Below are 25,020 nucleotides of genomic sequence, written 5' to 3'. Positions count from 1 at the left end.
CACCACACTCCCGGTCACCACGAAGAGGTCTCATGTCCCGCACCACCGCCCTGATCCCGCCACACACCACCGTCCCCCGGTTCCGGTTCGTCTCGGGACTGTTCGCCGCGGCGACCTGGCGGCAGTTCGCGTTCCACGCCGCGCACCTGCCGATCGCCATCGGAGCGCTGACGTGGTTCGCCCTGGCGGTCGGCATCGGGGTGCCGTCGGCGGTCACGTGGTTCGGGCTGCTCGTCACGGCGTTCCTCGTCGGCGGTTCCGCGTGGTTCGCCACGGTCACCCGTCGCATGTCCGCGGCGCTCCTGGGACAGGAGGTCGTCGCGCCGACGATCCGCCCGCGTCGCGGAGGTCCCCTGGCCTGGGCGACCACCCGGCTGACGGACGGCTCGACGTGGCGGGCGTTCGCGTACCTGCTGGTCGGCTTCGTCGTGACGACGGCGTCCTTCGCCGTATCGGTCGCGGTGCTCGTCTCGGCGCTCGGCGCGATGACCCACAGCATCTGGGGTCGTTTCCTGCCGGAGCAGACCGGTGCGGACGGGCTGGAGCACCGTGGTGCGCAGTTCCTCGGGGTGTTCGTCGACACCGTTCCGCTCCAGGTCGCGTTCGCCGGGGTCGGCCTGGTCCTGCTCGTCGCGGTCTGGCCCGCCGTCAACCACGGCCTCGGGTCCCTGCAGCGCGCGGTCATCCGTTCGATGCTCGGCGCCGACCTCCGACAGCGTCGCCTCGCCGAAGTCACTGCGTCCCGTGACGCCGCTGTGGTGGATGCGGACAGCACGCTGCGCCGCATCGAGCGAGAGCTGCACGACGGTACGCAGGCGCGTCTGGTCGGCCTGGCGATGACCCTCGGAGACGCCCGTGACCGACTCCAGAGCAGTCAGGACGCCGCCGGGTCCGGAGTGGAGGCGCTCGTCGCCCAGGCACACGCCTCCACGAAGGAAGCACTCGTCGAGTTGCGTGCGCTGGCGCGGGGGATCCACCCGCCGGTCCTCGACGAAGGGCTCGAGGCTGGACTCGCGTCGGCCTGCTCCCGCACCCCGTTCCCCGTGACGCTGCACGTGGACCTGCCCGTCCGCCCGTCGCCGGTCGTGGAGGGCATCGCGTACTTCGGGGTCCTCGAGCTGCTCACGAACGTGTCGAAGCACGCGGGAGCCACCGTGGCCACGGTCGACGTGGCGCTGGACGGGCCCGAACTCGTCGTCACGGTGGCCGACGACGGCGCGGGCGGCGCCCACGTCTCGATGCCGCGGCCCGACGGGCAGGGAACCGGTCTCGCCGGACTGCTCGAACGACTCCGAGCGGTCGACGGCACGCTCGCGGTCCAGAGCCCGACCGGCGGCCCCACCACGGTCCGGATGGCGATGCCCTCCGGGACGGCCACGTGAGGATCGTCATCGCCGACGACAACACGATCGTCCGCGAGGGACTGGCGTCGTTGTTGCAGGGGCGCGGTCACGAGATCGTGGCGGCAGTCGGTGACGGTGCGGCCGTCCTGCCCGCGCTCGCTTCCGAGCACGTCGACGTCGTCGTGATGGACATCCGGATGCCGCCGACCCACACCGACGAGGGTGTCCGGGCCGCGGTCGCCCTCAAGGCGGCGCGACCCGAGGTCGGCGTGTTGCTGTTCTCGCAGTACGCCGAGGTGCGGTGGGCGCGGACCCTGCTCGACGTCGCGAGCGTCGGTGTCGGCTACCTGCTGAAGGACCGGGTCGCCGAGGTCGCCACCTTCATCGAGTCGTTGCAACAGGTCGCGGCCGGCAACGTCGTGCTCGACCCCGAGGTCGCCGCCGCGCTGGTGCAGGCACCACGGCCGCTCCGCGACCGGCTCGACCGGCTCACCGCACGTGAGACCGACGTCCTGCGGCTCATGGCCGAGGGGCGGTCGAACGCGGCGATCGCCGAGATGCTGTTCCTGTCAGGCGGGACGGTCGAGAAGCACGTCACGGCCGTCTTCGCGAAGCTCGGGCTCGAAGCGACCACGGCGGACCACCGACGCGTGCTGGCCGTCCTGCGGTTCCTCTCCGCCTGACGACCGGGACGGGCGCCGTCGGTGGCGCTCGCCCTCATGCGTGCTTCTTGGCCTGGTGCCGCGCGACCCGGTTCCGGTTCCCGCAGCCCGCGGCCGTGCACCAGATCCGGTTGTGACGCGGCGACGTGTCGAGGTAGACCCACCCGCAGGCGTCGTCCCCGCACTGTCGGGCAGCACGGAGGTCCGAGGTGAGCAGCTCGTGTGCCAGCACGGCGATCGCAGCGCGCGGCCCGGTGAGGTCGCTCGGGACCCGCCACGACCACGAGACCCCGGTGTCGTCGTGCGCGAGCACCGACCTGGTGAGTGCGTCGACGTACTCGTGGGCGATCAGTTCCACGGCCGACGGGGACGACTCGAACACGGCCTCGTAGATCGCCTCGCGCAACGCGATGACGGCCGCGTGTTCGCGAGCTGCCGCCTCCGGAGCTCCCGACGCCATGGCCTGCAGCCCGCCGTCGCCGTTCGGCACGACGCCCGTCTGGTTGCACCACCGCACGACGTCGTCGTACGACGAGAGCGTGTCGATCGCGCGGCGGTCGTCGAGACGCCAGTGGACCGTGTCGACGAGGTCGAACCCCGCGTGACCGCCCACCTCGGGGAACGTCGTCGTCGTGCCTGCCGCAACCATGACGCCAGGCTAATGCCTGGATTTGGGTTGCGCCATTAGACCGACCCTGCCACTGTCTAATGCGTGAAAGACAATGAAGCCATTAGCACCGGACGGTACCGGCCGGCACGCCTCGGGGCGGACTTCGCCCGGTTCTGGACCGCACAAGGCGCATCGGCTGTGGGCGGCCAGATCAGCGAACTCGCGGTGCCGCTGCTGGCCGTGCTCGTGCTGCATGCTTCGGCAAGCGAAGTCGGACTGCTCGGTGCGGCCCGATGGGTGCCGTTCCTGGTCCTTGCGCTTCCGCTCGGTGTGCTGGTCGACCGCTGCCGGCGCAGGCCGATCCTGATCGCGTCGGACTTCGCCCGCGCCGTCCTCACCGTCGGAGTCGTCGTCCTCGCGTTCTCCGGTGCGCTCACGCTCCCGGTCCTCGTGCTCCTGGTCTGCCTGCTCGGTGCGTTCACCGTGTCGTTCGAGGTCGGGTACCAGTCGTTCCTCCCGACGGTGGTCGGCCGGGAGCACCTCGAGCGCGCGAACGGGCGGTTGCAGGCGACGGCGTCGGCGGCCGAGGTCGGCGGCCCGGGTCTGGGCGGATTCCTCATCCAGGCACTGTCCGCGCCGTGGGCGCTCCTCGCCCATGCCGTGACCTACCTGGTCTCGGCGTTCTCCTTGCTCGGCATCGCCGCCACCGAGCGTCCGCCCGAGCCGTCGGGCCGCAGCGCCCTCCGCGACCTCGGTGACGGCCTCCGGTTCGTCGGACGCGACCGGTACCTCGTCTCCTTGGTGGGGTTCGCCGGCATCTACAACCTCTTCGCGCAGTGGGTGATGGTCCTGTTCACCGTCCACGCCGTCCGGGAACTCAGCCTGACCGCCGGCCAGCTCGGCCTGGTCTTCAGCCTCGGAGCGATCGGAGCGGTCCTGGGGGCAGCAGCCGCGCCGTCGAGTGTCCGCCGGTTCGGCGGTGGCCCCGTGATGGTCGCCTGCGCTGCGGCCGAGTGCGTCGCCCTCGCCGCCTTGCCGGTGGCCGATGCGTCCTGGCCGGTCCCGGTGCTCATCGCGGTCCTCGTCGCGGTCTTCGCGGTCAACGGCGCGGGCACCTCGCTGTCGAGCGTGGTCGCGCTCACCCTCCGACAGCTGCGGACGCCGGACCACCTGCTCGGCCGCGTGAACGCGACCATGCGGTGGCTCTCCTACGGCGTCATCGCGATCGGCGCCGCACTCGGCGGCATCGTCGGCGAGTCTGTCGGCACCCGTGCCGGCGTCGGGCTCGGCTGCGCGGGCACCCTGCTCACCGTCGTCTGGGTGGTCGCGTCACCGCTTCGACGCGTCGGAGACCCCCGCCTCCTCGCGACCCACGACGCAGCGCCGGCTGCGCTCCACCCGGCACCGGGAAGGTCATCGCCGCCGCACCCCGAGCCCCACCACCGCGACCAGGTTCACCGCACTCCCGACCAGGAACCCCGTGGTTCCACCCGCGACTCCCGCAACGGGCCCGAGCACCGCCATGAGCACCGCCCCCACCACGAACCCGGCGACCGACGCCAGTGCGACCTGCCGTGACCGACCCGATGCGAGCAACAGCGCAGCCGGCACGAGCCCGACGGTGAACACCCACACCGCGACCATCAGGTACCGCAGGTCGGCGACGGCAGCCGTGCCCTCGGCGGGGTAGACGATCGGCAGGAACCACCCGGCGAGCAGCGCCACCAGCCCGAACACGACGGCGGACGCTGCCGCGAACCCGACGACGAGCACCAGCGCCCCGCGTGACCGCAGCGAGCCGCCATCGGTCCGGTGCGCGAACGCCGGCACGAGCACCTGGCCCAGCGCCTGCCCGAGCATCGACGCCGGCGTCGCCAGGGTGAACGCGGCCGCGTAGACCCCGGCGTCGTGTGCTGACGAGGTCACCTGCGCCGAGATCATCGTCAACTGCAGCAGCCCGTTCGAGGTCACCACCGCCAGCACGTTCCACGCCGCGAACCCGAGCACCCCGGCGGCGGGCTCGCGCGAAGCAGGCGCGAAGCCGTTCCCCCGCGGCCAGCACGCGATCGCGAACACCGTGTACCCGATGGCCAGCGGCAGCAGCACGAAGGGCTCGAGCCGGGCGACGCACGCCACCACGAGCAACCCAAGCGCCAGCACGCTCGTCACCGAGTCCCAGAGCGCGACCCGTGGCGCCCGGTCGTAGCCGAGCTGCGCACCGCGGGCGTAGCAGTAGAGGCCGTAGCCGACGACGACCGCGGCACCACCGAGCACCATCCCGGGGCCGTTGCCCCAGGCCAGCGCGATCGGCACGGTGACCGCGGCGAGCACCACGCTCGACACCAACATCGAGACCCCGAGCAGCCGGTTCACCGCGGCGTCCGACCGCCGACCCCGCAGCGCGATCGCCAGGAACCGCGACGCGGTGTTGCCCGCGGCGTTCGGCCAGAGCAGGGCGACGAAGACCGAGAGCGACAGCAGGGCGGTGGTCTGCCCGAGGGTCTCGGTGCCGAACACCCGACCGACGACGACGGTCACGAGCAGCTTCGCGACACCCTGGACCCCGATGCCGACCGTGGCGAGCACGGCCGACGACGCCACAGACGACGACGGAGCCACCGGCGCAGAGGGCGCACCAGGAGAACCAGACGTGCTCACCGCGCCAGCGCCTGTTCCACCCAGCCGCGCCGGTGCGCTCGCACCCCGAGCGTCACCGCCCGGACCCCGATGTACCCGAGGGCGAAGGCCGCCCACAACCCCGCGAGCGTCCCGCCGGCCCACCACAGCAGCTGCAGGTACACGATCAAGTTCACGCCGCCCGCGATCGCCAGGTACCGTGCATCGCCGGCCCCGATCAGTACCCCGTCGAGCACGAAGACGTACCCGGCGACGGGCATCCCGACGGCGATGAGCACCAGCACGACGGGCAGGGCGTCCCGCACCGCCTGTGAATCCGAGAACACCGGCCCGAGCACTCCGCTCACGGCCAGGGTCAGCACCCCGAGCAGCACACCACCGGCGATCCCGAGCAGCACGAGCCGTCGCGTCACCAGTCGCACCCGCTCCGGATCACGTCTGCCGAGTCCGTGCCCCACGAGCGCCTGCCCGGCGATCGCCAGGGCGTCGAGCGCGAACGCCAGCGTCGAGAAGACGGTCAGCCCGACCTGGGCCGTCGCCAGCCCGGTGGTCCCCAGCCCGGCAGCGGCCCCGACGGTCGCGAGCATCGCGATCCGCAGCGAGGCGGTCCGCAGGAACAGCCAGGCGCCCGAGCGCAGCGCCCGAGCGACACCCGAGGCGCCGGGTCGCAGCGGCGCGCCCGACGACCGCGCGGCCCGCACCGCGATGCGCACGTAGACGATGGCCATCGCCCACTGCACGATGACGGTGCCGGCGGCGGACCCCTCGACGCCCCAACCCGCCCCGTAGATCAGCAGGGCGTTGAGCAGTCCGTTCGCGACGAACCCGACGGTCGCGACGACGAGCGGGGTCTTCGTGTCCTGCAGCCCACGCAGCAGCCCGGTCGAGGCAGTGACGACCAGGATCCCGGGCAGCCCGATGAGCGAGACCGTCAGGTAGGCGGTCGCTGCCGCCGAGACCTCGGGCGACGCACCGAACAGGTCGACGAGGGGACCGGCGAGCGGCCACCCGACCAGCGCCAGCACCACTCCCAGCACGAGCGCGAGCCACATCCCGTCGATGCCCGCGTGCACGGCTCCGCGACGGTCGCCACCGCCGAGCGCGCGCGCCACGGCCGGCGTCGTCGAGTACGCCAGGAACACCAGCAGCCCGGTCACGGTCGACAGCACGGCACTCGCGAGCCCGACGGCCGCGAGGGGCGTCGCGCCGAGGTGGCCGACGAGCGCGGTGTCGGTCAGCAGGAACAGCGGCTCGACCACGAGCGCGCCGAGCGCCGGCACCGCCAGGCGCACGATGTCGCGGTCGACCGCGCGCCGCTCGGCGGTCACAGCGGGTCGCGTCGGTCGGTGCACCGACCCATTCTGTCGGCGATGCCGACCCGTCGTGGTCGGCAGGCGGGGTGAGCGCGACCCCGCGACGGACTGGAGGCCCGTGGCGGCGCCGCCACGGGCCTCCAGCCCGGCCGTCCCCGCGTTCGCGACCAGGGGTCGTTATCGTGGGGCGGGTGAAGCCGAGCAGACGCGAACGTCGTCTCCGCAACGTGCAGACGCTGATCCTCGTCGGCTCGATGCTCGGAGTGGTCGCCCTGGCGGGTCTTGCCGGCTGGCTCGGTGCTCCGCAGTGGGCGGTTCTGCCGGTCGTCAGCATCGGTTACCTCCTCTGCTGGCGGGCGACGCTCACGGCGGTGCGGCGTCGTCGAGCGATGTGGAACGACCATGCCGAGCGCTCGCCCACCGGAGCGTCGACCGAGACGGAGGGGTGAACCGATGCGCATCACCGACGACGCCGAAGTGGACGCGGCGGACACCCTCGTCTGCGCCACGGTGTAGGTCCCGCTCGTCTGGTCTCGGGCAGCGTCAGGGGCAGACCCATCCGCCCCCGAACGCCTTGTGCACGCGCCGGAGGGCTTCCGGGTTGCCCCACTCCTGCACGTGCGAGCAGTCTGCGTCCGCCTGAGCCGCGACGAGTCCCCAGTTGCCGACGTTCTGGTACGTGTACTGGTCGCCCGGCCCCGAGGTCGACGCGCCGCCGCCCTGTTGCTCCGGCAGTTGGATCTGCTCGCCGTCGGTCCGCAGCGCCTCGACCTGCACCGGTGCCGCGGTCGGGCAGGCCGACAGGGTGGCCTCGCCCGCGGTCAGCGTGAGGTACCCGTCATCCTGATCCTGGTGGGCGCAGCTCGTGATCGACAGCACAGCGGCGAGGAGCAGCCCGGAGACATCGGGTGTGCGGAGGTTCACGGGGAAGAGCCTGCCGCTGATGTGCCGTGGGCGTCGTCCCCGTTGCCCAGCCCGAGCGGAACGCTGTCCCGGTCGCGGCGTGCACCGTGACGGACAGGAGGCCCGTGGCGGCGCCGCCACGGGCCTCCCGTCCGGTGGTCCCACGTGCTCAGGCGACGGATTTCGTCCAGCCGCCGTCCTGCGTCAGTCGGCGCGCGGCTCGGCGGGGACGCCGCCGGTGGCGGCGTGCGCATCCTCCGAGGCAGCGGGCGTCGCTTCGTCGGTGCCGCGCGCCCGTCCGATCAGGTCCATCAGGTGGTAGACGACGATCGCGGCGATCGTGCCGAGGATGATGCCGCCGAAGCTCGCCTGCCCGAACGCGAACGTGAAGTCCGCGATGCCGATGATGAGCGCGATGCCGGCGGTCAGCTGGTTCTTCGGCTTCGAGAAGTCGACCCGGTTCTCGACCCAGATCCGGATGCCGATGACGCCGATCAGGCCGTACAGGGCGGTGGTCGCACCGCCGAGCACGCCGGCGGGGACCGAGGAGATGACCGCACCGATCTTCGGGGAGAGGCCGAGCAGGACGGCGGCGATCGCGGCGACCCAGTACGCGGCGGTGGAGAAGACGCGGGTCGCGGCCATGACACCGATGTTCTCGCCGTAGGTGGTGGTGGCCGAGCCGCCGCCGACTCCGGCCAGCACGGTGGAGACGCCGTCGGCGAAGAGCGCCCGGCCGGTGAGGGGCGTGAGGTCGCGGCCGGTGAGCTGCCCGACACCCTTCACGTGGCCGACGTTCTCGGCGACGAGCGCCAGGACGACCGGCACGAACGCCAGGTAGATCGCGAGCTGCGACGGGTCGAACGCGGGAGCGGTGAACGTCGGCAGGCCGATCCAGGCGGCCTCGCCGACCTTCGAGTAGTCGACCTGGCCGCCGATGAGTGCTGCCACGTAGCCGACGAGCACGCCGATGACGATCGACAGCCGGCCGATCAGCCCCTTGAACAGGACGGTGACCAGGATGATCGCGGCGAGGGTGATGACCGCGACGACCGGGGCCGCCGTGAAGTTGTCCTTCGCCGCCGGTGCCAGGTTGAACCCGATCAGGGCCACGATCGCACCGGACACCACCGGGGGCATCAGCCGGTCGATCCAGCCGGCGCCGGCCAGGTGCACGACGAGCCCGACGATCGCGAGCAGCGCGCCGACGACGATGATGCCGGAGAGCGCGAGGGGGATGCCGCCGATCTTCGTCGCGGCACCGATCGGCGCGATGAACGCGAACGACGACCCGAGGTAGCTCGGCAAGCGGTTGCCCGTGATGAGCAGGAACAGGATCGTGCCGATGCCGCTGAACAGCAGGGTCGTCGACGGCGGGAAGCCCGTCAGCAGCGGCACCAGGAAGGTGGCACCGAACATCGCGACGACGTGCTGCACGCCGAGACCGATCGTCCGGCCCCAGGTGAGTCGTTCGTCCGGTGCCACGATCGTCGTCGCGGAGACGGTCTTGCCGTCGCCGTGCAGCTTCCACGGAAGTCCCATGCGATGACCGTACCGGCAGCCGTCCACAGGTGACGACGCACACCGACCTGCTGCATGGCGTCGGTGGCTATCGTGGACCGCATGACCGACGTCGCACGTGCCTCCGGCATCCACACTGACGAACTCGACCCCGCGGTGCGCCCCCAGGACGACCTGTACCGCCACGTGAACGGCACCTGGATCGCCGAGACGCCGATCCCCGACGACAAGGCCCGCTACGGCTCCTTCACGGTGCTGGCCGAGGCCGCCGAACTCGCCGTCCGCGAGATCATCGAGCGCTCGCAGCAGGCCGCACCCGGCACCGAGGAACGCAAGGTCGGTGACCTCTTCTCCTCCTTCACCGACGAAGCCCGACTCGAGGAGCTCGCCACGGCGCCGATCGAGCCGCTGCTCGCCGAGATCACGGCCATCGAGTCCGTGCCCGAGCTCATCGCCACCGTCGGACGCTTCGAGCGCCTCGGTCTGCCGAGCTTCCTGCAGCTCTTCGTCGACAACGACCCGGGCGACCCCGAGTCCTACGTCGTGTTCCTCGAGCAGTCCGGTCTCGGGCTGCCCGACGAGTCCTACTACCGCGAAGAGCGGTTCGCCGACATCCGCACGAAGTACCGCGAGTTCGTCGCGGCGATGTTCCCGCTCGCCGGGTTCGAGGACGGCGGCGACCGCACCGAGCACGTCATCGCGCTCGAGACCGCCCTGGCGTCGAAGCACTGGGACAACGTCACAACGCGCGACAGCCAGAAGACCTACAACAAGCTGCCCTGGGCCGAGGTCGCGGCGCTCGCCGAGGGCATCGACCTGCAGGCGTGGTGGCAGGCCATCGACGCCCCGGCCGGCGCGTTCGAGACCGTCGTGGTGCGCGAGCCGTCGTTCATCACCGGCCTGGCCGAGCTCCTGCGCGACCAGCCGCTCGAGGTCTGGAAGGACTGGCTGCGCTGGCAGGTCATCCGCGGCTCGGCCGCGTACCTGACGAGCGCGTTCTCGGCCACGAACTTCTCGTTCTACGGCACCGCCCTCACCGGGGCGCCGAAGCAGCGCGAGCGGTGGAAGCGCGGCGTCTCCCTGGTCGAGGGCGCGATGGGTGAGGCCGTCGGGCGGATCTACGTGCAGGAGCACTTCGACGAGTCCTCGAAGGCGAAGATGGACGACCTCGTCGCCAACCTGGTCGAGGCGTACCGGCAGAGCATCACGGCGCTGGACTGGATGACCGACGAGACCCGTGCACGTGCCCTCGACAAGCTCGACAAGTTCACGCCGAAGATCGGGTACCCGGTCAAGTGGCGCGACTACTCGGCGCTGCCCGTGACGGCCGACGACCTGGTGGCGAACGTCCGCGCCGTGGCCTCGTTCCAGGTCGACCGCGAGCTCGGCAAGATCGGCAAGCCGATCGACCGCGACGAGTGGTTCATGACGCCGCAGACGATCAACGCGTACTACAACCCGGGCTTCAACGAGATCGTGTTCCCCGCGGCGATCCTGCAGTTCCCGTTCTTCGACGCCGACCGCGACGCCGCCGCCAACTACGGTGCGATCGGGGCCGTCATCGGTCACGAGATCGGACACGGCTTCGACGACCAGGGGTCGCAGTACGACGGCGACGGCAAGCTCGAGAACTGGTGGACCGAGGCCGACCGCACGGCGTTCGAGGAGCGCACGAAGGCCCTCATCGCGCAGTACGACGCACTCGTCCCGACCGAGGTCCCGGACGGGCACGTCAACGGCGCCCTGACGATCGGCGAGAACATCGGCGACCTCGGTGGCCTGTCGATCGCGTGGAAGGCGTACCTGCTGTCGCTCGACGGCCAGGAGCCCCCGGTCGTCGACGACCTGACCGGTGCCGAACGGTTCTTCCTGAGCTGGGCGCAGGCGTGGCAGATGGCGATCCGTCCGGAAGAGGCAGCACGCCTGCTGTCGATCGACCCGCACTCGCCGAACGAGTTCCGCTGCAACCAGGTCGTCCGCAACATCGACGTCTGGTACGACACGTTCGGCGTGACCGAGCAGGACGCGATGTACCTCGACCCCGCCGAGCGCGTCGCGATCTGGTGATGGTGGAGCCGGACGCGGCTCGGTCGTCACGCCGTCGGCGGCCGGGGGACCGCTCAGGTGGTGGCGGCCGGGCCCGCGGTCGGCACAGCGGTCGGACGGACGACCGCTTCGGCGCCACGGTCGAGGCCCTCGGTGCGCTCGCCGTCGACGGCGCCGGGGTCAGCGCCTCGGTGATCGACACGTCGTCGGGCAAGGCCCTGCTCGCGGTCGACGACACCCTGGTGCAGCCCGTCGCGAGCCTCGGGCGCGTGCTGCTGCTGATCGAGGTCGCGGCGCAGCTCGAGGACGGCCGTCTGCACGGTGACCGTCTGCAGCGCATGGCGCGGGACACCGCGACCGGTGCCGGCCTGTGGCAGTTCCTGCAGGAGCCGACGATGCAGGTGCCCGACCTGGCGACCCTGGTCGGCGCCACCGGTGACACGTGGGCGATGAACGCGCTGCTGTCGACGGTCGGCATCGACGCCGTCCGTGAGCGTGCGGAGTCGCTCGGCATCGAGCGGACCGCGCTGATCGACCGGGTGCGCGACCGTCGTGGCCCCGACGACGCCCCGGACGCCTCCGTCGCCCCGACGGGCGAGCTCGCGTGGGTGATGCGCGGGCTGGCGCTCGGCGAGGTCGTGGACGAAGCGGTCTCGAACCGGGTGCTCGGGTGGCTGTCACTGGCGAGCGACCTGAACCTGGTCGCGGGCTCGTTCGGCCTCGACCCCCTGGCGCACCGTGCGCTCGACCACGGGTTGCAGGTCGTCGCGGTCACCGGGTCGAGCACGGGCGTCCGCGCCGAGGCGGGGATCCTCCGCGGTCCGGGCTCGTCGGTCAGCTACGCCGTGACGGTGACGTTCGACGACGCCTCGTTGCAGCGGCGTCTCGCGGTCATCGAGGCACTCCGCACCATGGGTACCGAGGTGCTCGAGGCCGTGCACGCTCCCGCCCGCCGCTGACCTCGGCGGGCGCAGTCCAGCGTCGGTCCGGTGTCGTTCCGCTCAGCGGAGCAGGACGAACGACCGCAGCGGCTGCGGCTCGACGTCGTGCACCTCGACGAACCCGCGCGACTCGTAGAACGCACGCTGGCCCGGTTCGGCGTCGGTCAGCAGGACGTTCTGCCGCACGTGGGAGTACCGATGCAGGACCGCGTCGAGCAGTGCGCCGCCGACGCCGGAACGATGCGCTGACGGCACAACGAGCACGTCTTGGACGTACACGATGGTCTGGCCGTCCGAGATCGTCCGCAGCAGACCGAGCAGCTGCCCGTCGTCATCACGGGCGGTCACCACGGTGTGCGACCCCGCGACCGCTGCGCGGAGGGCCTCGGGATCACGGGTGTAAGCGGTCCACCCGACGGCGTCGTACAGCGCCACGAGCTCCGCCGTACCGGGTCGTTCGTCCCTGATCGTGAACGTCACGGCTCCATGGTGCCCGACCCGCCGATGCGTCCGCTACGACGTCGCCTGCCCCTCCGGCACCAGCGCTTGCACGGACAGCAGCGACGCATCGGCGGACGCGCACGCCTGGTAATCGGCGTTCTTCACGAACAGCGACTGCTTCGATCCGGGCGGGTACACGCGGAACCCGTCCGGGGTCTTCGGCGAGCAGTCCGCCTTCGAGTAGTTCCCGGCCTGGACGATCTTGAGCGGTGCCACGGCGGTCTGCCCGGCGGCCAGGGTCACGGTCGGGTGCGGTGAGCTCTTCTCCTGTGTCGCCGCGGCACCGATCTGGGTGCCGTTGCCGCCGCCGACGAACGAGACGCCCGGCCAGCCCTGCAGCGTGCAGGTCGTCGAGCCGGTGTTCCGCAGTGCGAGGTGCACGATGACGCTGCCGGCTGCTCCTCCGCTGCCCGGCTCGATGCTGGCGGCGAGCGACGACGCGGCGCACCTGCTGCTGGCCGCAGAGTCCGAGCCCGAGCCGTCCGACCCGGTACCGGCTGACGCCGAGGCGCCGGACGACGGTGTCGCGGAGGACGACGACGCGGACGAGGACGAGGAAGTGGACGGCGACGGCGCGGGCGCCGTGACCGTCTCGGTGGCGGAGGGGTCCCCGCCGGAGGCACAACCCGCCAGCGCCCCGACTGCGACGAGCCCGGTGACGGCGAGCAGGAACTTCGATCGGCTGCTGCGTTGCATGGTGCACAGGCAACCACCACCGGGAGTTCGAGGTTCGGTCGGCATCCAGGGACCGCGAGCACACTCCGGAGGCAGGAACCCGAGCAGCGGAGGTCGGACATGACGGGCAAGCACGAACAGGCACGTGGCGACGAGGGTCGCGCGGACGGGGTCGAGACCCGCGCAGGCGCCTTCACGGACAGCGACATCCCCGGCGAGGAGCACGTCACGACGACGGAGCCGGTCGGCGAGTTCGTCGCCAGCGACATCCCGGGCGAGGCCCGTCCGGATTCGAGTGGCCCCGACGGTGAGTACGTCGAGTCGGACATCCCCGGCGAGGCCGAACCGACGCAGGACGGCGAGACCGGCCACTACGTCGACAAGGACCAGGCCTGACGACTAGTCGATGCGCTCCGCCGCCACCAGGCGGCGGAGCGTCTCCACGCCCGCCGGCGGGCAGCGACCGGCGTCCGCCGAGGTGACCCACTCGACCTCGTCGACCTCTGCCGAGGCGACGGGCGTGGCGGCGTCCAACGGGCCTCCCGGTCGGACCAGGAACAGGGTCATCGCGACCATGGTGCCGGGCGCCTGCCCGTGGGCGGGTTCGAGGACGACGCCGAACGGGTCGACGTCGTCGGCGGTCACCCGCAACCCGGTCTCCTCGTGGGCTTCACGGATGACGGCTTCGACGTCGGTCTCGTGCGGCTCGGCCTTGCCGCCGGGCAGGTAGAGCACGTCGCGCGATCGCGCGCGCACCATCAGCACACGTCGATCACGGATCAGCAGGAGCGCACTGACACGCAGCGTGGGTGGTTGCGAGCCTGTCTGGAGGCTCAGCTCGCGTCCGCCTGGTCGTCGCGCTCCGAGACGGTCGGGTCCAGGGCGGTGCGGTCCGCGAGCGGGACGACGGGCGCCGGCAGCTCCGCCTCGGGCTCGGGCCGCACGCCGAACAGGGCGTCGATGGCCCCGACGAACTCCTCGCCACGACCGGCGCGGCCGAGCTCACGGGCCCGGACGGAGGGGCGGTGCAGCAGGACGCCGACCAGGTGCCGGAGCGCCCGCTCGGTGTGCTCGGCGGACTCGCCGTCGGCGTCGCCGCGGCGCTTGGCGCGGTCGATCTCGTCGTCGAGGATGTCGAACACGTGCTTGCGGAAGGCGACGAGGGCCGGGGTGGTCGACTGCTCGAGCGCCTGCGCCCGGAAGCGGGACACGGCGTCGTCGACCATCGCGCGGGCCTCGGACTCGGCGTTCAGCTCGGAGATCGGGGCGTGCAGGCTGATGGTCTCGAGGTCGAGCAGCTCGACGCCGTCCACACCGGCGGCGGCCGGGTCGACGTTGCGGGGGAGTCCGAGGTCGATGACGATGCGGCGGATGCCGTCGTCGAGGTCGGCCGGCGCGACGACCGGCACCTCGCTCGACGTGCAGGTGATCACGACGTCGCTGGTACCGATCGCGTGACGCAGGTCGCGGGCGGCTACGAGGTCGTGCTTCGCGGCGAACCAGGCGGCGCGGCCGGAGGGCGAGAACACCTGGATGTGCACGGCGCCGCGGTCGCGCAGGGCCGCGATGGTGGTGGCCGCGTAGCTGCCGGTGCCGATCAGCAGCACCCGGGTGTGCGCCCAGTCGGTGACGCGCGACGAGGCGAGCTGCAGGCCGAGGCGGACGAGCGACCGACCGGCGGCACCGATCCGGGTGCGGGTCTTCACGCCGCGCGAGGTGTGGGCGGCTTCCTGGAACAGCCGCTCGAGGTCCGAGGTGGTGGTGCCGTTGCTCCGGGCGTCCTCGAGCGAGCGGCGGACCTGGCCGGAGATCTCGGTCTCACCGACGACGACGGACTCGAGCCCGCTCGACACGGCGAACAGGTGCTGCACGACGTCCTTGCCGCCGAGCACACTGACCGAATCACGCAGTTCGGTGGCGTCCAGGTCGCTCGCGGCCGCCACGGCCTGCACGGTGGCGGCGACGGCGGAGTCGCGGTCGTCGCCGGCGATGTCGAGGTACGCCTCGAAACGGTTGCACGTGGCCAGCACCACTGCACCGTCCAGGACGTCGGAATCCGTCACGAGGTGGCCTGCTGCGGCCGGGGCAGCGATGCTCAGTCGCTCCAAGAGGTCGAAGCTGGCGTTGCGATGCGACGCCGTGAGACAGATGAGCACGTAGCCAATGGTAACGCGCTCGATGGGACAATCATCCGGTGACCGACGCGACGACCACATCCCTCCCCGACTCCCACCCCCTGGCATCAGGGCGGACGAGTGGTTCCCGCCTGGTGCGGGCCCTGCGGGGTGACCGTCCGGAGACCCTGCCGGTGTGGTTCATGCGGCAGGCCGGCCGGTCGTTGCCCGAGTACCGCGAGCTCCGGGTGGGCACGGCCATGCTCGACGCGTGCCTCGACCCCGAGATGGCGTCGGAGATCACGCTGCAGCCCGTCCGCCGGCACGGAGTCGACGCCGGCATCTTCTTCAGCGACATCGTCGTCCCGATCAAGCTCGCGGGCGTGGACGTCGAGATCGTCCCCGGACGCGGCCCCGTGCTCGGGTCCCCGATCCGCACCGCGGCGGACGTCGACGCGTTGGAGCCGCTCGACCCGGCCGCCCTCGAACCCATCCGGCAGGCGGTCGCCCGCACCGTCGAGCAGCTCGGGGACACCCCGCTGATCGGGTTCGCCGGTGCGCCCTTCACGCTCGCCGCGTACCTGGTCGAGGGCGGTCCCTCGAAGGACCACATCCGCGCCCGCACCCTCATGCACGCCGAGCCGGAGACCTGGTCGCGGCTGCTGGCCTGGGCGGCGGAGGTGTCGGGGGCGTTCCTGCGGGCCCAGGTGCTCGCCGGGGCCTCGGCCGCGCAGCTCTTCGACTCGTGGGTCGGCTCCCTGTCGCGCGCCGACTACGTCCGGTCCGTCGCACCGCACTCGGCGCAGGCGCTCTCCCACGTGACCGACCTGGGTGTGCCGCGCATCCACTTCGGCGTCGGCAGCGGCGAGGTCCTGGCCGACATGACCACGCTGGGCACCGACACGGTCGGGGTCGACGCGGTCGGGGTCGACTGGCGGCTCCCGCTCGACGAGGCCGTGCGCCGGGTCGGTACCGGCGTGAGCGTGCAGGGCAACATCGACCCGGCGATGCTCTCGGCCCCGTGGGAGGTCCTCGAGGCCCACGTGCGCGAGGTCGTCCGCCGCGGTGGCGCCGCCCGCGCCCACGTCGTGAACCTCGGCCACGGGGTGCCCCCGGAGACCGACCCGACGGTGCTGACCCGTGTCGTCGAGCTCGTGCACTCCCTGGGCGACGGCACGGACGGCACCGACGGGACAGCCGGAGCCGCAGCGTGACCGACGTCGTGGTGGTCGGCGGCGGGATCGCCGGACTCGTCACCGCCCGCGACCTGGCGAAGGGCGGCGCGGACGTCGTCCTGATCGAGTCGTCCGGGATGCTGGGCGGCATGATCCGCCGGCACACGGTCGGCGGTCTCGATCTCGACATGGCGGCGGACTCGTTCGCGACCCGCACCGACGCCGTCGGCCGCCTGGCGATCGAACTCGGCCTCGGCAACGACGTCGTCGCCCCGGACCCGCGCGGCGCCTGGCTGATGACCCGCGACGGTCGGACGTCGCCCATCCCCGCGACCGGGCTCCTCGGCATCCCGAGCACCCCGATGGCCGCCGACGTCCTCGCCGTCGTCGGGCAGAAGGGCGGGCTCCGCGCGCAGATGGACTCGCTGCTGCCCGGACCGGTCGGCGCCAAGGCGGAGTCCCTGGGCGAGCTCGTCCGGCGGCGCATGGGGGAGCGGGTCCTCGACGACCTGGTCGTCCCGATCGCCGGCGGGGTGCACTCCACCCACCCCGACCAGCTCGACCCGGAGCGGGTGGCTCCCGGTCTCCGCGCGGCGCTGCTCCGCGAGGGCTCGCTCGCCCGCGCGGTCCTGGCGCTCCGGGCCCGCGCTGCCGCCGGCACCCCGGTGCAGGGGATCCGCGGCGGGATCGTCCGGCTCGTGGACGAACTCGTCGCCGACACGGAGACCTACGGCGTCGACGTCCGGCTGCACACCCGGGCGACGCGGATCGAGGCACACGCGGTCGAGGTCGTCTCCGCGGACGGCACGGTCGAGCGCCTGCCCGCGCAGCACACCCTGTCGTCGGTGCCCGACCCCGAGCGCACCGCGGCGCCGGACCGCACCGGCATCGAGCTCGTCACGCTCGTCGTCGACCAACCCGAGCTCGACGCGGCTCCACGCGGGACCGGGATGCTCGTGCACCCCGATGCCCGCGCCGTGGCGGCGAAGGCCCTGACGCACGCGACGGTGAAGTGGCCCTGGCTCGCCGAGGCGGCCGCCGGGCGCCACGTGCTGCGCCTCAGCTACGCGATGCCGGCAGACGCGACCAGCGTGCACGGCGCGACGGGCCCCGACGACGCGGCCACGAGCCTCCCGGTCGACCCGGACGGACCGGTCGGCACCCGGGCGCTGCACGACGCGGCCACGCTGCTCGGTGTCCCCCTGACGGCGACGCACGTCGCGGGCGCCGCACGCGTCCGCTGGCACGGCCCGGACCTGACCGCCGCCGGTCTCGCAGCGGGTGTCGTCGGCGTCGGCGAGGTGGCCACCGGACGGGGGCTGGCCGGCATCATCGGGGCCGCTCGGACCGCCGCTGGACAGATCCTGGGTTCCTGAGCGGACCCCAGACCACCCGGGGGCTACTGTTGGTGAGACCGTCGGACGTATTCCGTTCGGCGCATGACCACCGCACACTGAACCAACGGAGGAATCGCACATGCGCGGAAAGCTCCTGTTCGTCGCCGGCGCCGCACTCGGGTACGTCCTGGGATCGCGAGCCGGACGGGCGCGGTACGAGCAGATCAAGACCGTCAGCGGCAAGGTCTGGAACAGCAACGGCGTCCAGAAGGGCGTGCACGTCGCTGAGGACTTCATCGCCGACAAGACCCCGGACGTCGCCGAGTTCATCGGTGAGACGACGAAGAAGGCCGTCCGCAAGGTCGGTCAGAAGAAGGACACCACCACCTCATGACCGACACCCGCGACCGCAAGTCGCGTTCGCTGTTCGGTCTGGTGGGCGACGTCCCGAAGCTCGTCAAGGGCCTGGTCAAGGGCGAGATCGACCTGCTCAAGGCCGAGATGCTCACCAAGGCCAAGATCTTCGGACTGGCCGCGGGGCTGCTGGTCGGTGCGCTCGTCATCGTGCTCTACGCGATCGGCGTCTTCCTGACCGCCGCCGTGATGGGCCTGGCGACCGTGATGCCGGCCTGGCTCGCAGCGATCGTGATCGCCGTGGTGATGCTGATCATCGCCGCCATCCTCGGGTGGATCGGGTGGAAGCGCCTCAAGAAGGGCCTGCCGATCACGCCGAAGCGCACGATCGACAGCGTCAAGAACGACATCAACGCGGTGAAGGGGATGGGCAAGAAGCCCACTCCGCCCAGCCAGTACGGCAGCCGCAAGCCGGACGTCGGCGGCCGGTTCTGAGCCCCGACAGCCGCACCACCGACGGAGGAACCGTGACCGATCCGCACGACGATCTCGCAGACCGCGTCGCCGCGACCCGCGCCCAGCTGTTCGACACCCTCGACGCGATCGAGGACAAGCTCAACGTCCCGAAGCAGATCGGCATCGCGGCGTCGAAGGTCAAGCGCGGGATCGACGAGAAGCCGGTCCCGTACCTGGCCGGGCTCGCAGCCGGAGTAGCGGTGGTCGGGGGTATCGTCGTGATGGTGCTCCGACGGCGGTAGACCGCCCGAGCGCGGTCCACCGGGTGCGGGGCGGCCACGACCCTGGCAACCGATAGGACAAGGATCCATGAGCTCCGACGCGCCCACGAACACCGCGCCCGCGCATTCCCCGCACGAGACCGACCCCGCGACCGGGATCGATCCCAACCTGATGACGGCCTACGCGCTCTGGGCCGTCTTCCGCCGTCCGCTCGGGCCCGTCCACCGAGTCGGTGACGACGCCGTGGCCGAGCTGGACGCCGTGATCGCGTCCGCCGCCGAGCGTGGCGTGACGACCCGGGGCCTCTACGACGTCTCCGGGTTCCGCGCCGACGCCGACGTCATGATCTGGCTGCACGGCGACGACGCGCAGGCCATCCAGGCGGTGCTGCGCGAGATCCGTCGCACTGGGCTCTTCCAGGACGCCGAGCCCGTCTGGCACGTCATGGCGATGCACCGCGAGGCCGAGTTCAACAAACGGCACACCCCCGCCTTCCTGCGCGGCAAGGACCCCGAGGCGTGGATCACGGTGTACCCGTTCGTCCGCTCCTTCGAGTGGTACCTGCTGCCCGAGGACGAGCGCTCGAAGATGCTCCGCGACCACGGGATCGCCGGCGCGAAGTACCGCCGCGTCCTCACGAACACCATCGCGACCTTCGCCCTGAGCGACTACGAGTGGATCCTGCCGCTCGAGAGTCCCGAGCTCGTCGACCTCGTCGACCTGATGCGCGACCTGCGGGCCACCGAGGCGCGCCTGCACGTGCGCGAAGAGGTCCCCTTCTTCACGGGTCGTCGCGTGACGACCGCCGAACTCCCGGAGGTGCTGTCATGACCGACACCAGCATGATCACGAACGGCCAGCCCGTCCTCGCCGCCACCCCTGCGGCGGCGTCCGGACCGGAGCACGTCGAGGTCCCGACCGCCTACGACGCGATCCTGCTCGCCGGCTTCGGTGGGCCCGAGGGCCAGGACGACGTCATCCCGTTCCTGCGCAACGTCACCCGCGGCCGGGGCATCCCGGACGAGCGGCTCGAAGAGGTCGCCCACCACTACCGGCACTTCGGCGGCGTGAGCCCGATCAACGCGCAGAACCGCGCGCTGAAGGCCGCGCTCGAGGCCGAGCTGGCGTCGCGCGGCATCGACATGCCCGTGCTCTGGGGCAACCGCAACTGGGAGCCCTACCTGGAAGGCGCCTTCACCGAGGCAGCCGACAGGGGCTACAACAAGCTCATCGCCATCGCGACGAGCGCCTACTCGTCGTTCTCCAGCTGCCGCCAGTACCGCGAGGACTACGCGCGCGTCCTGGACGAGACCGGACTGCTCGGCACCATCGAGATCGACAAGATCCGGCAGTTCTTCGACCACCCCGGCTTCGTCCGGCCCTTCGTCGACGGTGTCCGTGACGGCATGGCCCGAGCCATCGCCGAGAACGACGGGCTCGACGTCGCGACCGAGCTGCACGTGCTGTTCTCGACCCACTCGATCCCGTCGACCGACGCCGCGAAGTCCGGCCCGGACTACCGCGGCTTCGACGAGCACGGTGCCTACGAGGCGCAGCACCTCGCCGTGGCGCAGGTCGTCCTCGACCAGGCGTGGGCGGAGCTGCTCGAGCAGCCCGAGCACGCACACCTGCAGGGCACGTCGAAGCCGGCGTGGAAGCTCGTCTACCAGTCGCGCTCCGGCCCCCCGACGCAGCCGTGGCTCGAGCCCGACATCAACGACTACATGAACGAGGACCTCAAGGGCGGCTCGACGCGGGCCGTGCTGATCGTCCCGCTCGGCTTCGTCAGCGACCACATGGAGGTCATGTGGGACCTCGACGAGGAAGCCACCGAGACCGCCGGAGAACTCGGCTTCTGGTCGCTCCGCACGCAGACCCCCGGCATCGACCCGGCCTACGTGTCCGGCCTGGTCGACCTGGTCCTCGAGCGCGTCAACGGCACCCCGACCAGCGAGCGTCCGCACCTGACCGACATCGGCCCCTGGTACGACGTCTGCCGCCCGGGCTGCTGCGAGAACGTCCGCGCCGGCTTCAAGCCCGCCGCCGCCGGCGTCGCGCCGTGACCGACGGACCGACCCCGATCCGGCTCGGCACCCGCGCCAGTCGGCTCGCGGTCGCGCAGTCGCAGGACGTCGCCGACCGCCTGGCAGCGGCGGCCGGCCGGCCGGTCGAGCTCGTCACCGTCACGAGCGAGGGCGACACGAACCGCGCCTCGCTCGCGTCGCTCGGGGGCACCGGCGTCTTCGCCAGCGCCCTGCGCGAGGCCCTGGTCGCCGGCGAGGTCGACGTCCTCGTGCACTCGCTCAAGGACCTGCCGACGGCGCCGTACCCGGGCCTGACGATCGCCGCCGTGCCGAAGCGCGCGGACGCCCGTGACGTCCTCGTCGCCCGCAACGGCGCCACGGTCGAGAGCCTGCCCGAGGGCGCGAAGGTCGGCACGGGCTCCCCGCGTCGTGTCGCACAGCTCAAGGCCAAGCGCCCCGACCTGGACGTCATCGACATCCGCGGCAACATCGACACCCGCCTGGGTCGCGTGGACGACGACCTCGACGCCGTCGTGCTCGCGGCAGCCGGGCTCGGCCGCATCGACCGACTGTCGGCCGCCACCGAACTGCTCGACCTCGGCTTCTGGCCGAGTGCTCCGGGTCAGGGTGCGCTGGCGATCGAGACCCGTGCCGACGAAGCCGACACGAACCTGCTCGCCGCACTGCGGAAGATCGAGCACGCCCCGACCCGCCTGACGGTGACGGCCGAGCGCGAGGTCCTGGCGAAGCTCGAGGCCGGCTGCTCCGCCCCGATCGGTGCGACCGCCGTCGTGGACGCGGAGCTCCTCCTCGTCTCCGCCACCGTCTACAGCCCCGACGGCAGCGAGTACCGCACGGCGTCGCACGCGGCCGTGCTCGAGGGATCCGCGCAGGACCGTCTGGCCGAGGCGCTCGAGGTCGGTGGCCGCGTTGCCGCCGAGCTGCTCGACAACGGTGCCGGCGACCTGGCGGACCTCGCCGACTCGGTGAAGTAGAGCCCGCCACGGACACGCCCGCTCCCGTCGTCGTCATCCCCCGGGGTGGCGCGTGGGGCGAGCGTGTCGCGGCGTCGGCTCGGCAGCGCGGGCTCGATCCGCGGGTCGTCCCCCTCATCACGACCGAGCCACCGCTCGACGTCGCTCCGCTCGACCGTGCGGTCGCGCGCGTGGCCGGGTACGCGTGGGTCGTGGTGACCAGTGCGACGGCCGTCACAGTGCTCGCGGAACGCGTGGCGGGCCTCCCGTCCGGGGTGCGGGTGGCGACGGTCGGCGAGCCGACCGCCCGTGCCGCGCGTGCTGCGGGCTGGGTCGTCGACCTCGTGCCGGACCAGGCCTCGGCCGCCGGGCTCGTCGCGGCCCTGCCGGGCACCGACGGCACCGTGCTCTTCCCCCGCTCCGAGATCGCTGCGCCCACGCTCGTCGACGGGCTGCGGGCCCGCGGCATCGACGTTGACGACGTGGTCGCGTACCGTACCGTGGGGACCGGCGACGAGCCGATCACCCTCGACGCGGTGCCCGACGCGGTGCTCGTGACGAGCGGCAGCGTCGCCCGCGAGATCGCCCGCCGGATGACCCCGCTCGACCCCCGCACCCTCGTGGCCTGCATCGGCCCCGGAACCGCCGCCGACGCGCGCGCGGCCGGACTGCCGGTCCACGTCGTCGGACCCACCCGGTCCGCAGAAGCACTGCTCGACGCCGTCGTCGAAGCCCTGAACCCCACCGTCCCCGAACAGGAAGGCCACCCGTGACCGGCCGTTTCCCCCAGGTCCGCCCCCGTCGACTCCGCGCCACCCCCGCGATGCGACGGCTCGTCGCCGAGACCCGGCTGCACCCAGCCGAGCTCGTGCTGCCGATGTTCATCCGCGAGGGCGCGACCGACGCCGTCGACATCTCGAGCATGCCGGGCGTCCAGCAGCACTCGCTCGACTCGTTCCGGCGAGCACTCGTCGAGGCCGCGGGCCAGGGCATCGGCGGCGTGAACCTGTTCGGTGTGCCCACCACGAAGGACGCGACCGGGTCCGGCGCGACGGACCCCGACGGCATCCTCAACGTCGCCATCCGCGTGGCCAAGGAAGAGGTCGGTGACGACCTGGTCGTCCAGTCCGACCTGTGCCTCGACGAGTTCACCGACCACGGGCACTGCGGCGTCCTGGCGACCGACGGCTCCGTCGACAACGACGCGACCCTGCTGCGCTACCGCGACATGGCGGTCGCGCAGGCCGAGGCCGGTGCCGAACTGGTGTGCCTGAGCGGGATGATGGACGGCCAGATCGCCGCCGCCCGCGACGCGCTCGACGTCGCCGGCCACACCGGCACCGCACTGCTGGCGTACGCGGCCAAGTACGCCTCCGCCTTCTACGGCCCCTTCCGCGAGGCCGTGTCGTCCTCGCTCGTCGGCGACCGACGGACGTACCAGATCGACGCCGCCAACGGTCGTCAGGGCCTGCGGGAGGTCGCGCTCGACGTCGACGAGGGCGCCGACGTCGTGATGGTGAAGCCCGCGATGAGCTACCTCGACGTGCTCGCCGAGACGGCCGCCACCTCGCCCGTGCCGGTGTGGGCCTACCAGATCTCCGGCGAGTACGCGATGATCACGGCAGCCGCGCAGAACGGCTGGATCGACCGCGACGCCGCAGCGATGGAGTCGCTCGTCGGCATCAAGCGGGCCGGCGCCGACGCGATCCTGACCTACTTCGCCGTCGACATCGCGCGGAAGCTCAACCAGGAGGCCGGCCTCCGGACCTCCGGTACCACCGCCGCAGTCGCCGGCATCGCCTCGACCGGGAAGGCCCCCGAATGACCACGAACGACCAGCTGTTCGGCCGCGCGAAGAACGCGATCCCCGGCGGCGTGAACTCGCCCGTCCGTGCCTACGGTTCGGTCGGTGGCACCCCGCGCTTCCTGGTGTCGGCGAAGGGCGCCTACGTCACCGACGCCGAGGGTCGCGAGTACGTCGACCTCGTCGCGTCCTGGGGGCCGGCGATCCTGGGCCACGCGCACCCGGGCACCGTCGAGGCCGTGCAGCAGGCCGCCGCGCGCGGGCTGTCGTTCGGCGCCTCGACCCCGGGCGAGACCGAGCTGGCCGAGCTCGTGAAGCAGCGGGTGTCGGTCGACGGCGACGGCCCCATCGAGAAGCTCCGCATGGTGTCCACCGGCACCGAGGCCACGATGACGGCGATCCGGTTGGCCCGTGGTTACACCGGCCGCGACCTGCTCGTGAAGTTCGCCGGGCACTACCACGGGCACTCCGACTCCCTGCTGGCCGAGGCCGGCTCGGGCGTCGCCACCCTGGCGATGCCGGGCAGCGCGGGCATCACGGCCGAGACCGCGGCGCAGACGCTCGTGCTGCCCTACAACGACCTCGACGCGGTCCGCCGTGCCTTCGACGAGCACTCCGAGCGCATCGCCGCCGTGATCGTCGAGTCGGCCGCGGCGAACATGGGCGTGCTCGCCCCCGAACGCGGCTTCAACCGGGCGCTCGCGCAGATCACGCAGTCGCACGGGGCGCTGCTCATCGTCGACGAGGTCCTGACCGGGTTCCGCGTCGGGTCCGCCGGATGGTGGGGCCTCGAGGCGTCGAAGGTCGTCCCCGACGGTGCCGGGTGGAAGCCCGACCTGATCACGTTCGGCAAGGTCATCGGCGGTGGCATGCCCCTGGCCGCGCTCGGTGGTCGCCGCGAGGTGATGGACTTCCTCGCCCCGCTCGGCCCCGTGTACCAAGCCGGCACCCTGTCCGGCAACCCGCTCGCGGTCGCCGCCGGCATCGCCACGCTCCGCGCCGCGACGCCGTCCGTGTACGAGTCGTTGAACCGCACGGCCTCGGTCATCTCCGCGGCGACGTCGGACGCCCTGTCGGCGGAGGGCGTCGCCCACACCGTGCAGCGCGCCGGCAACCTGTTCTCGTTCGCCTTCACCGACACCGCGCCGCGGAACTACGACGACGTGCGGGCGCAGGACGTGTTCCGGTACGCGCCGTTCTTCCACGCGATGCTCGACGCCGGGGTGACCCTGCCGCCGAGCGTGTTCGAGGCGTGGTTCGTCACGGCCGCCCACGACGAGCGGGCCGTCGGACGCATCCTCGACGCACTCCCCGCAGCGGCGAAGGCCGCGGCGGCTGGTTGACTGGC

Annotated in this window: 26 protein-coding genes; 18 read left to right on the top strand and 8 right to left on the bottom strand. The window is 72.1% G+C overall.

All coding sequences use genetic code 11. From position 1 onward, the window contains the following. Nucleotides 1–32: 32 nt before the first annotated feature. Both EDF63_RS03180 and EDF63_RS03175 read left to right on the top strand, forming a co-directional pair. A complete protein-coding gene (locus EDF63_RS03180; protein ID WP_123311136.1) occupies nucleotides 33–1,382 on the top strand; it encodes a sensor histidine kinase in 1,350 nt (449 codons plus the stop codon). Then, nucleotides 1,379–2,026 carry a response regulator transcription factor gene (locus tag EDF63_RS03175; protein WP_123311134.1) on the top strand — a complete coding sequence of 216 codons (648 nt, stop codon included), beginning with the start codon at nucleotides 1,379–1,381 and terminating at the stop codon, nucleotides 2,024–2,026. Before EDF63_RS03180 ends, EDF63_RS03175 begins: the two co-directional genes overlap by 4 nt. Before the next feature lie 34 nt (nucleotides 2,027–2,060). Here the strand turns inward: EDF63_RS03175 and EDF63_RS03170 are convergent, their stop codons facing one another. Next, entirely contained in the window at nucleotides 2,061–2,654 is a 594-nt protein-coding gene (locus EDF63_RS03170) for a CGNR zinc finger domain-containing protein (RefSeq protein ID WP_123311132.1), read from the bottom strand. A gap of 63 nt (nucleotides 2,655–2,717) precedes the next feature. Between EDF63_RS03170 and EDF63_RS03165 the strand changes: the two genes are divergently transcribed. Continuing rightward, nucleotides 2,718–4,193, top strand: a complete 1,476-nt coding sequence (locus EDF63_RS03165; RefSeq protein ID WP_123311130.1) for an MFS transporter — start codon at nucleotides 2,718–2,720, stop codon at nucleotides 4,191–4,193. Between the two features lie 1,076 nt (nucleotides 4,194–5,269). Here EDF63_RS03165 and EDF63_RS03160 read toward each other — a convergent pair. Further along, nucleotides 5,270–6,580, bottom strand: a complete 1,311-nt coding sequence (locus EDF63_RS03160; RefSeq protein WP_123311127.1) for an MATE family efflux transporter — start codon at nucleotides 6,578–6,580, stop codon at nucleotides 5,270–5,272. Between the two features lie 176 nt (nucleotides 6,581–6,756). On the opposite strand from EDF63_RS03160, the gene EDF63_RS03155 reads away from it, so the two are divergent. Then, nucleotides 6,757–7,014, top strand: coding sequence for a hypothetical protein (locus tag EDF63_RS03155; RefSeq protein WP_123311125.1), 258 nt, complete (start codon nucleotides 6,757–6,759; stop codon nucleotides 7,012–7,014). A gap of 94 nt (nucleotides 7,015–7,108) precedes the next feature. On the opposite strand, the gene EDF63_RS03150 is transcribed toward EDF63_RS03155, so the two are convergent. Together EDF63_RS03150 and EDF63_RS03145 are read right to left on the bottom strand one after the other, a co-directional pair. Next, on the bottom strand, nucleotides 7,109–7,489 hold the full coding sequence (locus EDF63_RS03150) for a hypothetical protein (protein ID WP_123311123.1): 381 nt from the start codon (nucleotides 7,487–7,489) through the stop codon (nucleotides 7,109–7,111). Between the two features lie 183 nt (nucleotides 7,490–7,672). Continuing rightward, entirely contained in the window at nucleotides 7,673–9,010 is a 1,338-nt protein-coding gene (locus EDF63_RS03145) for a uracil-xanthine permease family protein (protein WP_123311121.1), read from the bottom strand. Nucleotides 9,011–9,091: 81 nt separating this feature from the next. Between EDF63_RS03145 and EDF63_RS03140 the strand changes: the two genes are divergently transcribed. Then, a complete protein-coding gene (locus EDF63_RS03140; RefSeq protein WP_123311119.1) occupies nucleotides 9,092–11,056 on the top strand; it encodes a M13 family metallopeptidase in 1,965 nt (654 codons plus the stop codon). Further along, the gene (locus tag EDF63_RS03135; RefSeq protein WP_123311117.1) at nucleotides 11,056–11,994 is read left to right on the top strand and encodes a serine hydrolase; all 939 of its coding nucleotides are present in this window, start codon (nucleotides 11,056–11,058) and stop codon (nucleotides 11,992–11,994) included. Before EDF63_RS03140 ends, EDF63_RS03135 begins: the two co-directional genes overlap by 1 nt. 42 nt (nucleotides 11,995–12,036) lie before the next feature. On the opposite strand, the gene EDF63_RS03130 is transcribed toward EDF63_RS03135, so the two are convergent. Continuing rightward, nucleotides 12,037–12,456 (bottom strand): GNAT family N-acetyltransferase, encoded by a 420-nt coding sequence (locus tag EDF63_RS03130; RefSeq protein WP_123311115.1) that lies wholly within the window; start codon nucleotides 12,454–12,456, stop codon nucleotides 12,037–12,039. Between the two features lie 33 nt (nucleotides 12,457–12,489). Further along, on the bottom strand, nucleotides 12,490–13,173 hold the full coding sequence (locus EDF63_RS03125) for a DUF4232 domain-containing protein (RefSeq protein WP_123311113.1): 684 nt from the start codon (nucleotides 13,171–13,173) through the stop codon (nucleotides 12,490–12,492). Nucleotides 13,174–13,272: 99 nt separating this feature from the next. On the opposite strand from EDF63_RS03125, the gene EDF63_RS03120 reads away from it, so the two are divergent. Then, a complete protein-coding gene (locus EDF63_RS03120; RefSeq protein ID WP_123311111.1) occupies nucleotides 13,273–13,548 on the top strand; it encodes a hypothetical protein in 276 nt (91 codons plus the stop codon). Between the two features lie 3 nt (nucleotides 13,549–13,551). On the opposite strand, the gene EDF63_RS03115 is transcribed toward EDF63_RS03120, so the two are convergent. Next, nucleotides 13,552–13,956, bottom strand: a complete 405-nt coding sequence (locus EDF63_RS03115; protein ID WP_260232995.1) for an NUDIX domain-containing protein — start codon at nucleotides 13,954–13,956, stop codon at nucleotides 13,552–13,554. A gap of 29 nt (nucleotides 13,957–13,985) precedes the next feature. After that, nucleotides 13,986–15,308 (bottom strand): glutamyl-tRNA reductase, encoded by a 1,323-nt coding sequence (locus tag EDF63_RS03110; RefSeq protein WP_123311109.1) that lies wholly within the window; start codon nucleotides 15,306–15,308, stop codon nucleotides 13,986–13,988. A gap of 38 nt (nucleotides 15,309–15,346) precedes the next feature. Here EDF63_RS03110 and hemE point away from each other — a divergent pair, with 38 nt between their 5' ends. From hemE to hemL, 11 genes are all read left to right on the top strand, one after another. Continuing rightward, nucleotides 15,347–16,480: a uroporphyrinogen decarboxylase gene (gene hemE / locus EDF63_RS03105; protein WP_123311107.1), complete on the top strand. Its 1,134-nt coding sequence runs from the start codon at nucleotides 15,347–15,349 to the stop codon at nucleotides 16,478–16,480. After that, entirely contained in the window at nucleotides 16,477–17,817 is a 1,341-nt protein-coding gene (locus EDF63_RS03100; protein WP_123311104.1) for an NAD(P)/FAD-dependent oxidoreductase, read from the top strand. Before hemE ends, EDF63_RS03100 begins: the two co-directional genes overlap by 4 nt. Before the next feature lie 100 nt (nucleotides 17,818–17,917). Further along, nucleotides 17,918–18,172 (top strand): hypothetical protein, encoded by a 255-nt coding sequence (locus tag EDF63_RS03095; RefSeq protein ID WP_017887727.1) that lies wholly within the window; start codon nucleotides 17,918–17,920, stop codon nucleotides 18,170–18,172. Further along, complete coding sequence (locus tag EDF63_RS03090) at nucleotides 18,169–18,627, top strand: phage holin family protein (RefSeq protein WP_123311102.1); 459 nt, start codon at nucleotides 18,169–18,171, stop codon at nucleotides 18,625–18,627. The genes EDF63_RS03095 and EDF63_RS03090 overlap by 4 nt, the downstream gene beginning before the upstream one ends. Before the next feature lie 32 nt (nucleotides 18,628–18,659). Beyond that, entirely contained in the window at nucleotides 18,660–18,890 is a 231-nt protein-coding gene (locus tag EDF63_RS03085) for a DUF3618 domain-containing protein (protein ID WP_111083767.1), read from the top strand. Between the two features lie 67 nt (nucleotides 18,891–18,957). Then, nucleotides 18,958–19,701: a hydrogen peroxide-dependent heme synthase gene (hemQ, locus tag EDF63_RS03080; protein WP_185021266.1), complete on the top strand. Its 744-nt coding sequence runs from the start codon at nucleotides 18,958–18,960 to the stop codon at nucleotides 19,699–19,701. Further along, nucleotides 19,698–20,933, top strand: a complete 1,236-nt coding sequence (locus EDF63_RS03075; RefSeq protein WP_185021265.1) for a ferrochelatase — start codon at nucleotides 19,698–19,700, stop codon at nucleotides 20,931–20,933. The genes hemQ and EDF63_RS03075 overlap by 4 nt, the downstream gene beginning before the upstream one ends. Further along, on the top strand, nucleotides 20,930–21,889 hold the full coding sequence (hemC, locus tag EDF63_RS03070) for a hydroxymethylbilane synthase (RefSeq protein WP_123311100.1): 960 nt from the start codon (nucleotides 20,930–20,932) through the stop codon (nucleotides 21,887–21,889). The genes EDF63_RS03075 and hemC overlap by 4 nt, the downstream gene beginning before the upstream one ends. Then, a complete protein-coding gene (locus tag EDF63_RS03065; protein ID WP_123311098.1) occupies nucleotides 21,778–22,641 on the top strand; it encodes a uroporphyrinogen-III synthase in 864 nt (287 codons plus the stop codon). The genes hemC and EDF63_RS03065 overlap by 112 nt, the downstream gene beginning before the upstream one ends. Further along, on the top strand, nucleotides 22,638–23,693 hold the full coding sequence (gene hemB, locus EDF63_RS03060) for a porphobilinogen synthase (RefSeq protein WP_260232956.1): 1,056 nt from the start codon (nucleotides 22,638–22,640) through the stop codon (nucleotides 23,691–23,693). The genes EDF63_RS03065 and hemB overlap by 4 nt, the downstream gene beginning before the upstream one ends. After that, a complete protein-coding gene (hemL, locus tag EDF63_RS03055; RefSeq protein WP_123311094.1) occupies nucleotides 23,690–25,015 on the top strand; it encodes a glutamate-1-semialdehyde 2,1-aminomutase in 1,326 nt (441 codons plus the stop codon). Before hemB ends, hemL begins: the two co-directional genes overlap by 4 nt. Nucleotides 25,016–25,020: the final 5 nt, after the last annotated feature.

The sequence above is a fragment of the Curtobacterium sp. JUb34 genome (assembly GCF_003755065.1).
Taxonomy (GTDB): Bacteria; Actinomycetota; Actinomycetes; order Actinomycetales; family Microbacteriaceae; genus Curtobacterium.
Note: the sequence above shows the minus strand (reverse complement) of the source record. Positions and strands in the feature narration are given on the sequence as shown.

Excerpts from the sequence above, each read along its gene's own strand:
- EDF63_RS03180 (WP_123311136.1), top strand. The coding sequence starts at position 33 with ATGTCCCGCACCACCGCCCTGATCCCGCCACACACCACCGTCCCCCGG.
- EDF63_RS03170 (WP_123311132.1), bottom strand. The coding sequence starts at position 2,654 with ATGGTTGCGGCAGGCACGACGACGACGTTCCCCGAGGTGGGCGGTCAC.
- EDF63_RS03145 (WP_123311121.1), bottom strand. The coding sequence starts at position 9,010 with ATGGGACTTCCGTGGAAGCTGCACGGCGACGGCAAGACCGTCTCCGCG.
- EDF63_RS03140 (WP_123311119.1), top strand. The coding sequence starts at position 9,092 with ATGACCGACGTCGCACGTGCCTCCGGCATCCACACTGACGAACTCGAC.
- EDF63_RS03135 (WP_123311117.1), top strand. The coding sequence starts at position 11,056 with ATGGTGGAGCCGGACGCGGCTCGGTCGTCACGCCGTCGGCGGCCGGGG.
- EDF63_RS03125 (WP_123311113.1), bottom strand. The coding sequence starts at position 13,173 with ATGCAACGCAGCAGCCGATCGAAGTTCCTGCTCGCCGTCACCGGGCTC.
- EDF63_RS03120 (WP_123311111.1), top strand. The coding sequence starts at position 13,273 with ATGACGGGCAAGCACGAACAGGCACGTGGCGACGAGGGTCGCGCGGAC.
- EDF63_RS03095 (WP_017887727.1), top strand. The coding sequence starts at position 17,918 with ATGCGCGGAAAGCTCCTGTTCGTCGCCGGCGCCGCACTCGGGTACGTC.
- EDF63_RS03090 (WP_123311102.1), top strand. The coding sequence starts at position 18,169 with ATGACCGACACCCGCGACCGCAAGTCGCGTTCGCTGTTCGGTCTGGTG.
- hemQ (WP_185021266.1), top strand. The coding sequence starts at position 18,958 with ATGAGCTCCGACGCGCCCACGAACACCGCGCCCGCGCATTCCCCGCAC.
- EDF63_RS03075 (WP_185021265.1), top strand. The coding sequence starts at position 19,698 with ATGACCGACACCAGCATGATCACGAACGGCCAGCCCGTCCTCGCCGCC.
- hemL (WP_123311094.1), top strand. The coding sequence starts at position 23,690 with ATGACCACGAACGACCAGCTGTTCGGCCGCGCGAAGAACGCGATCCCC.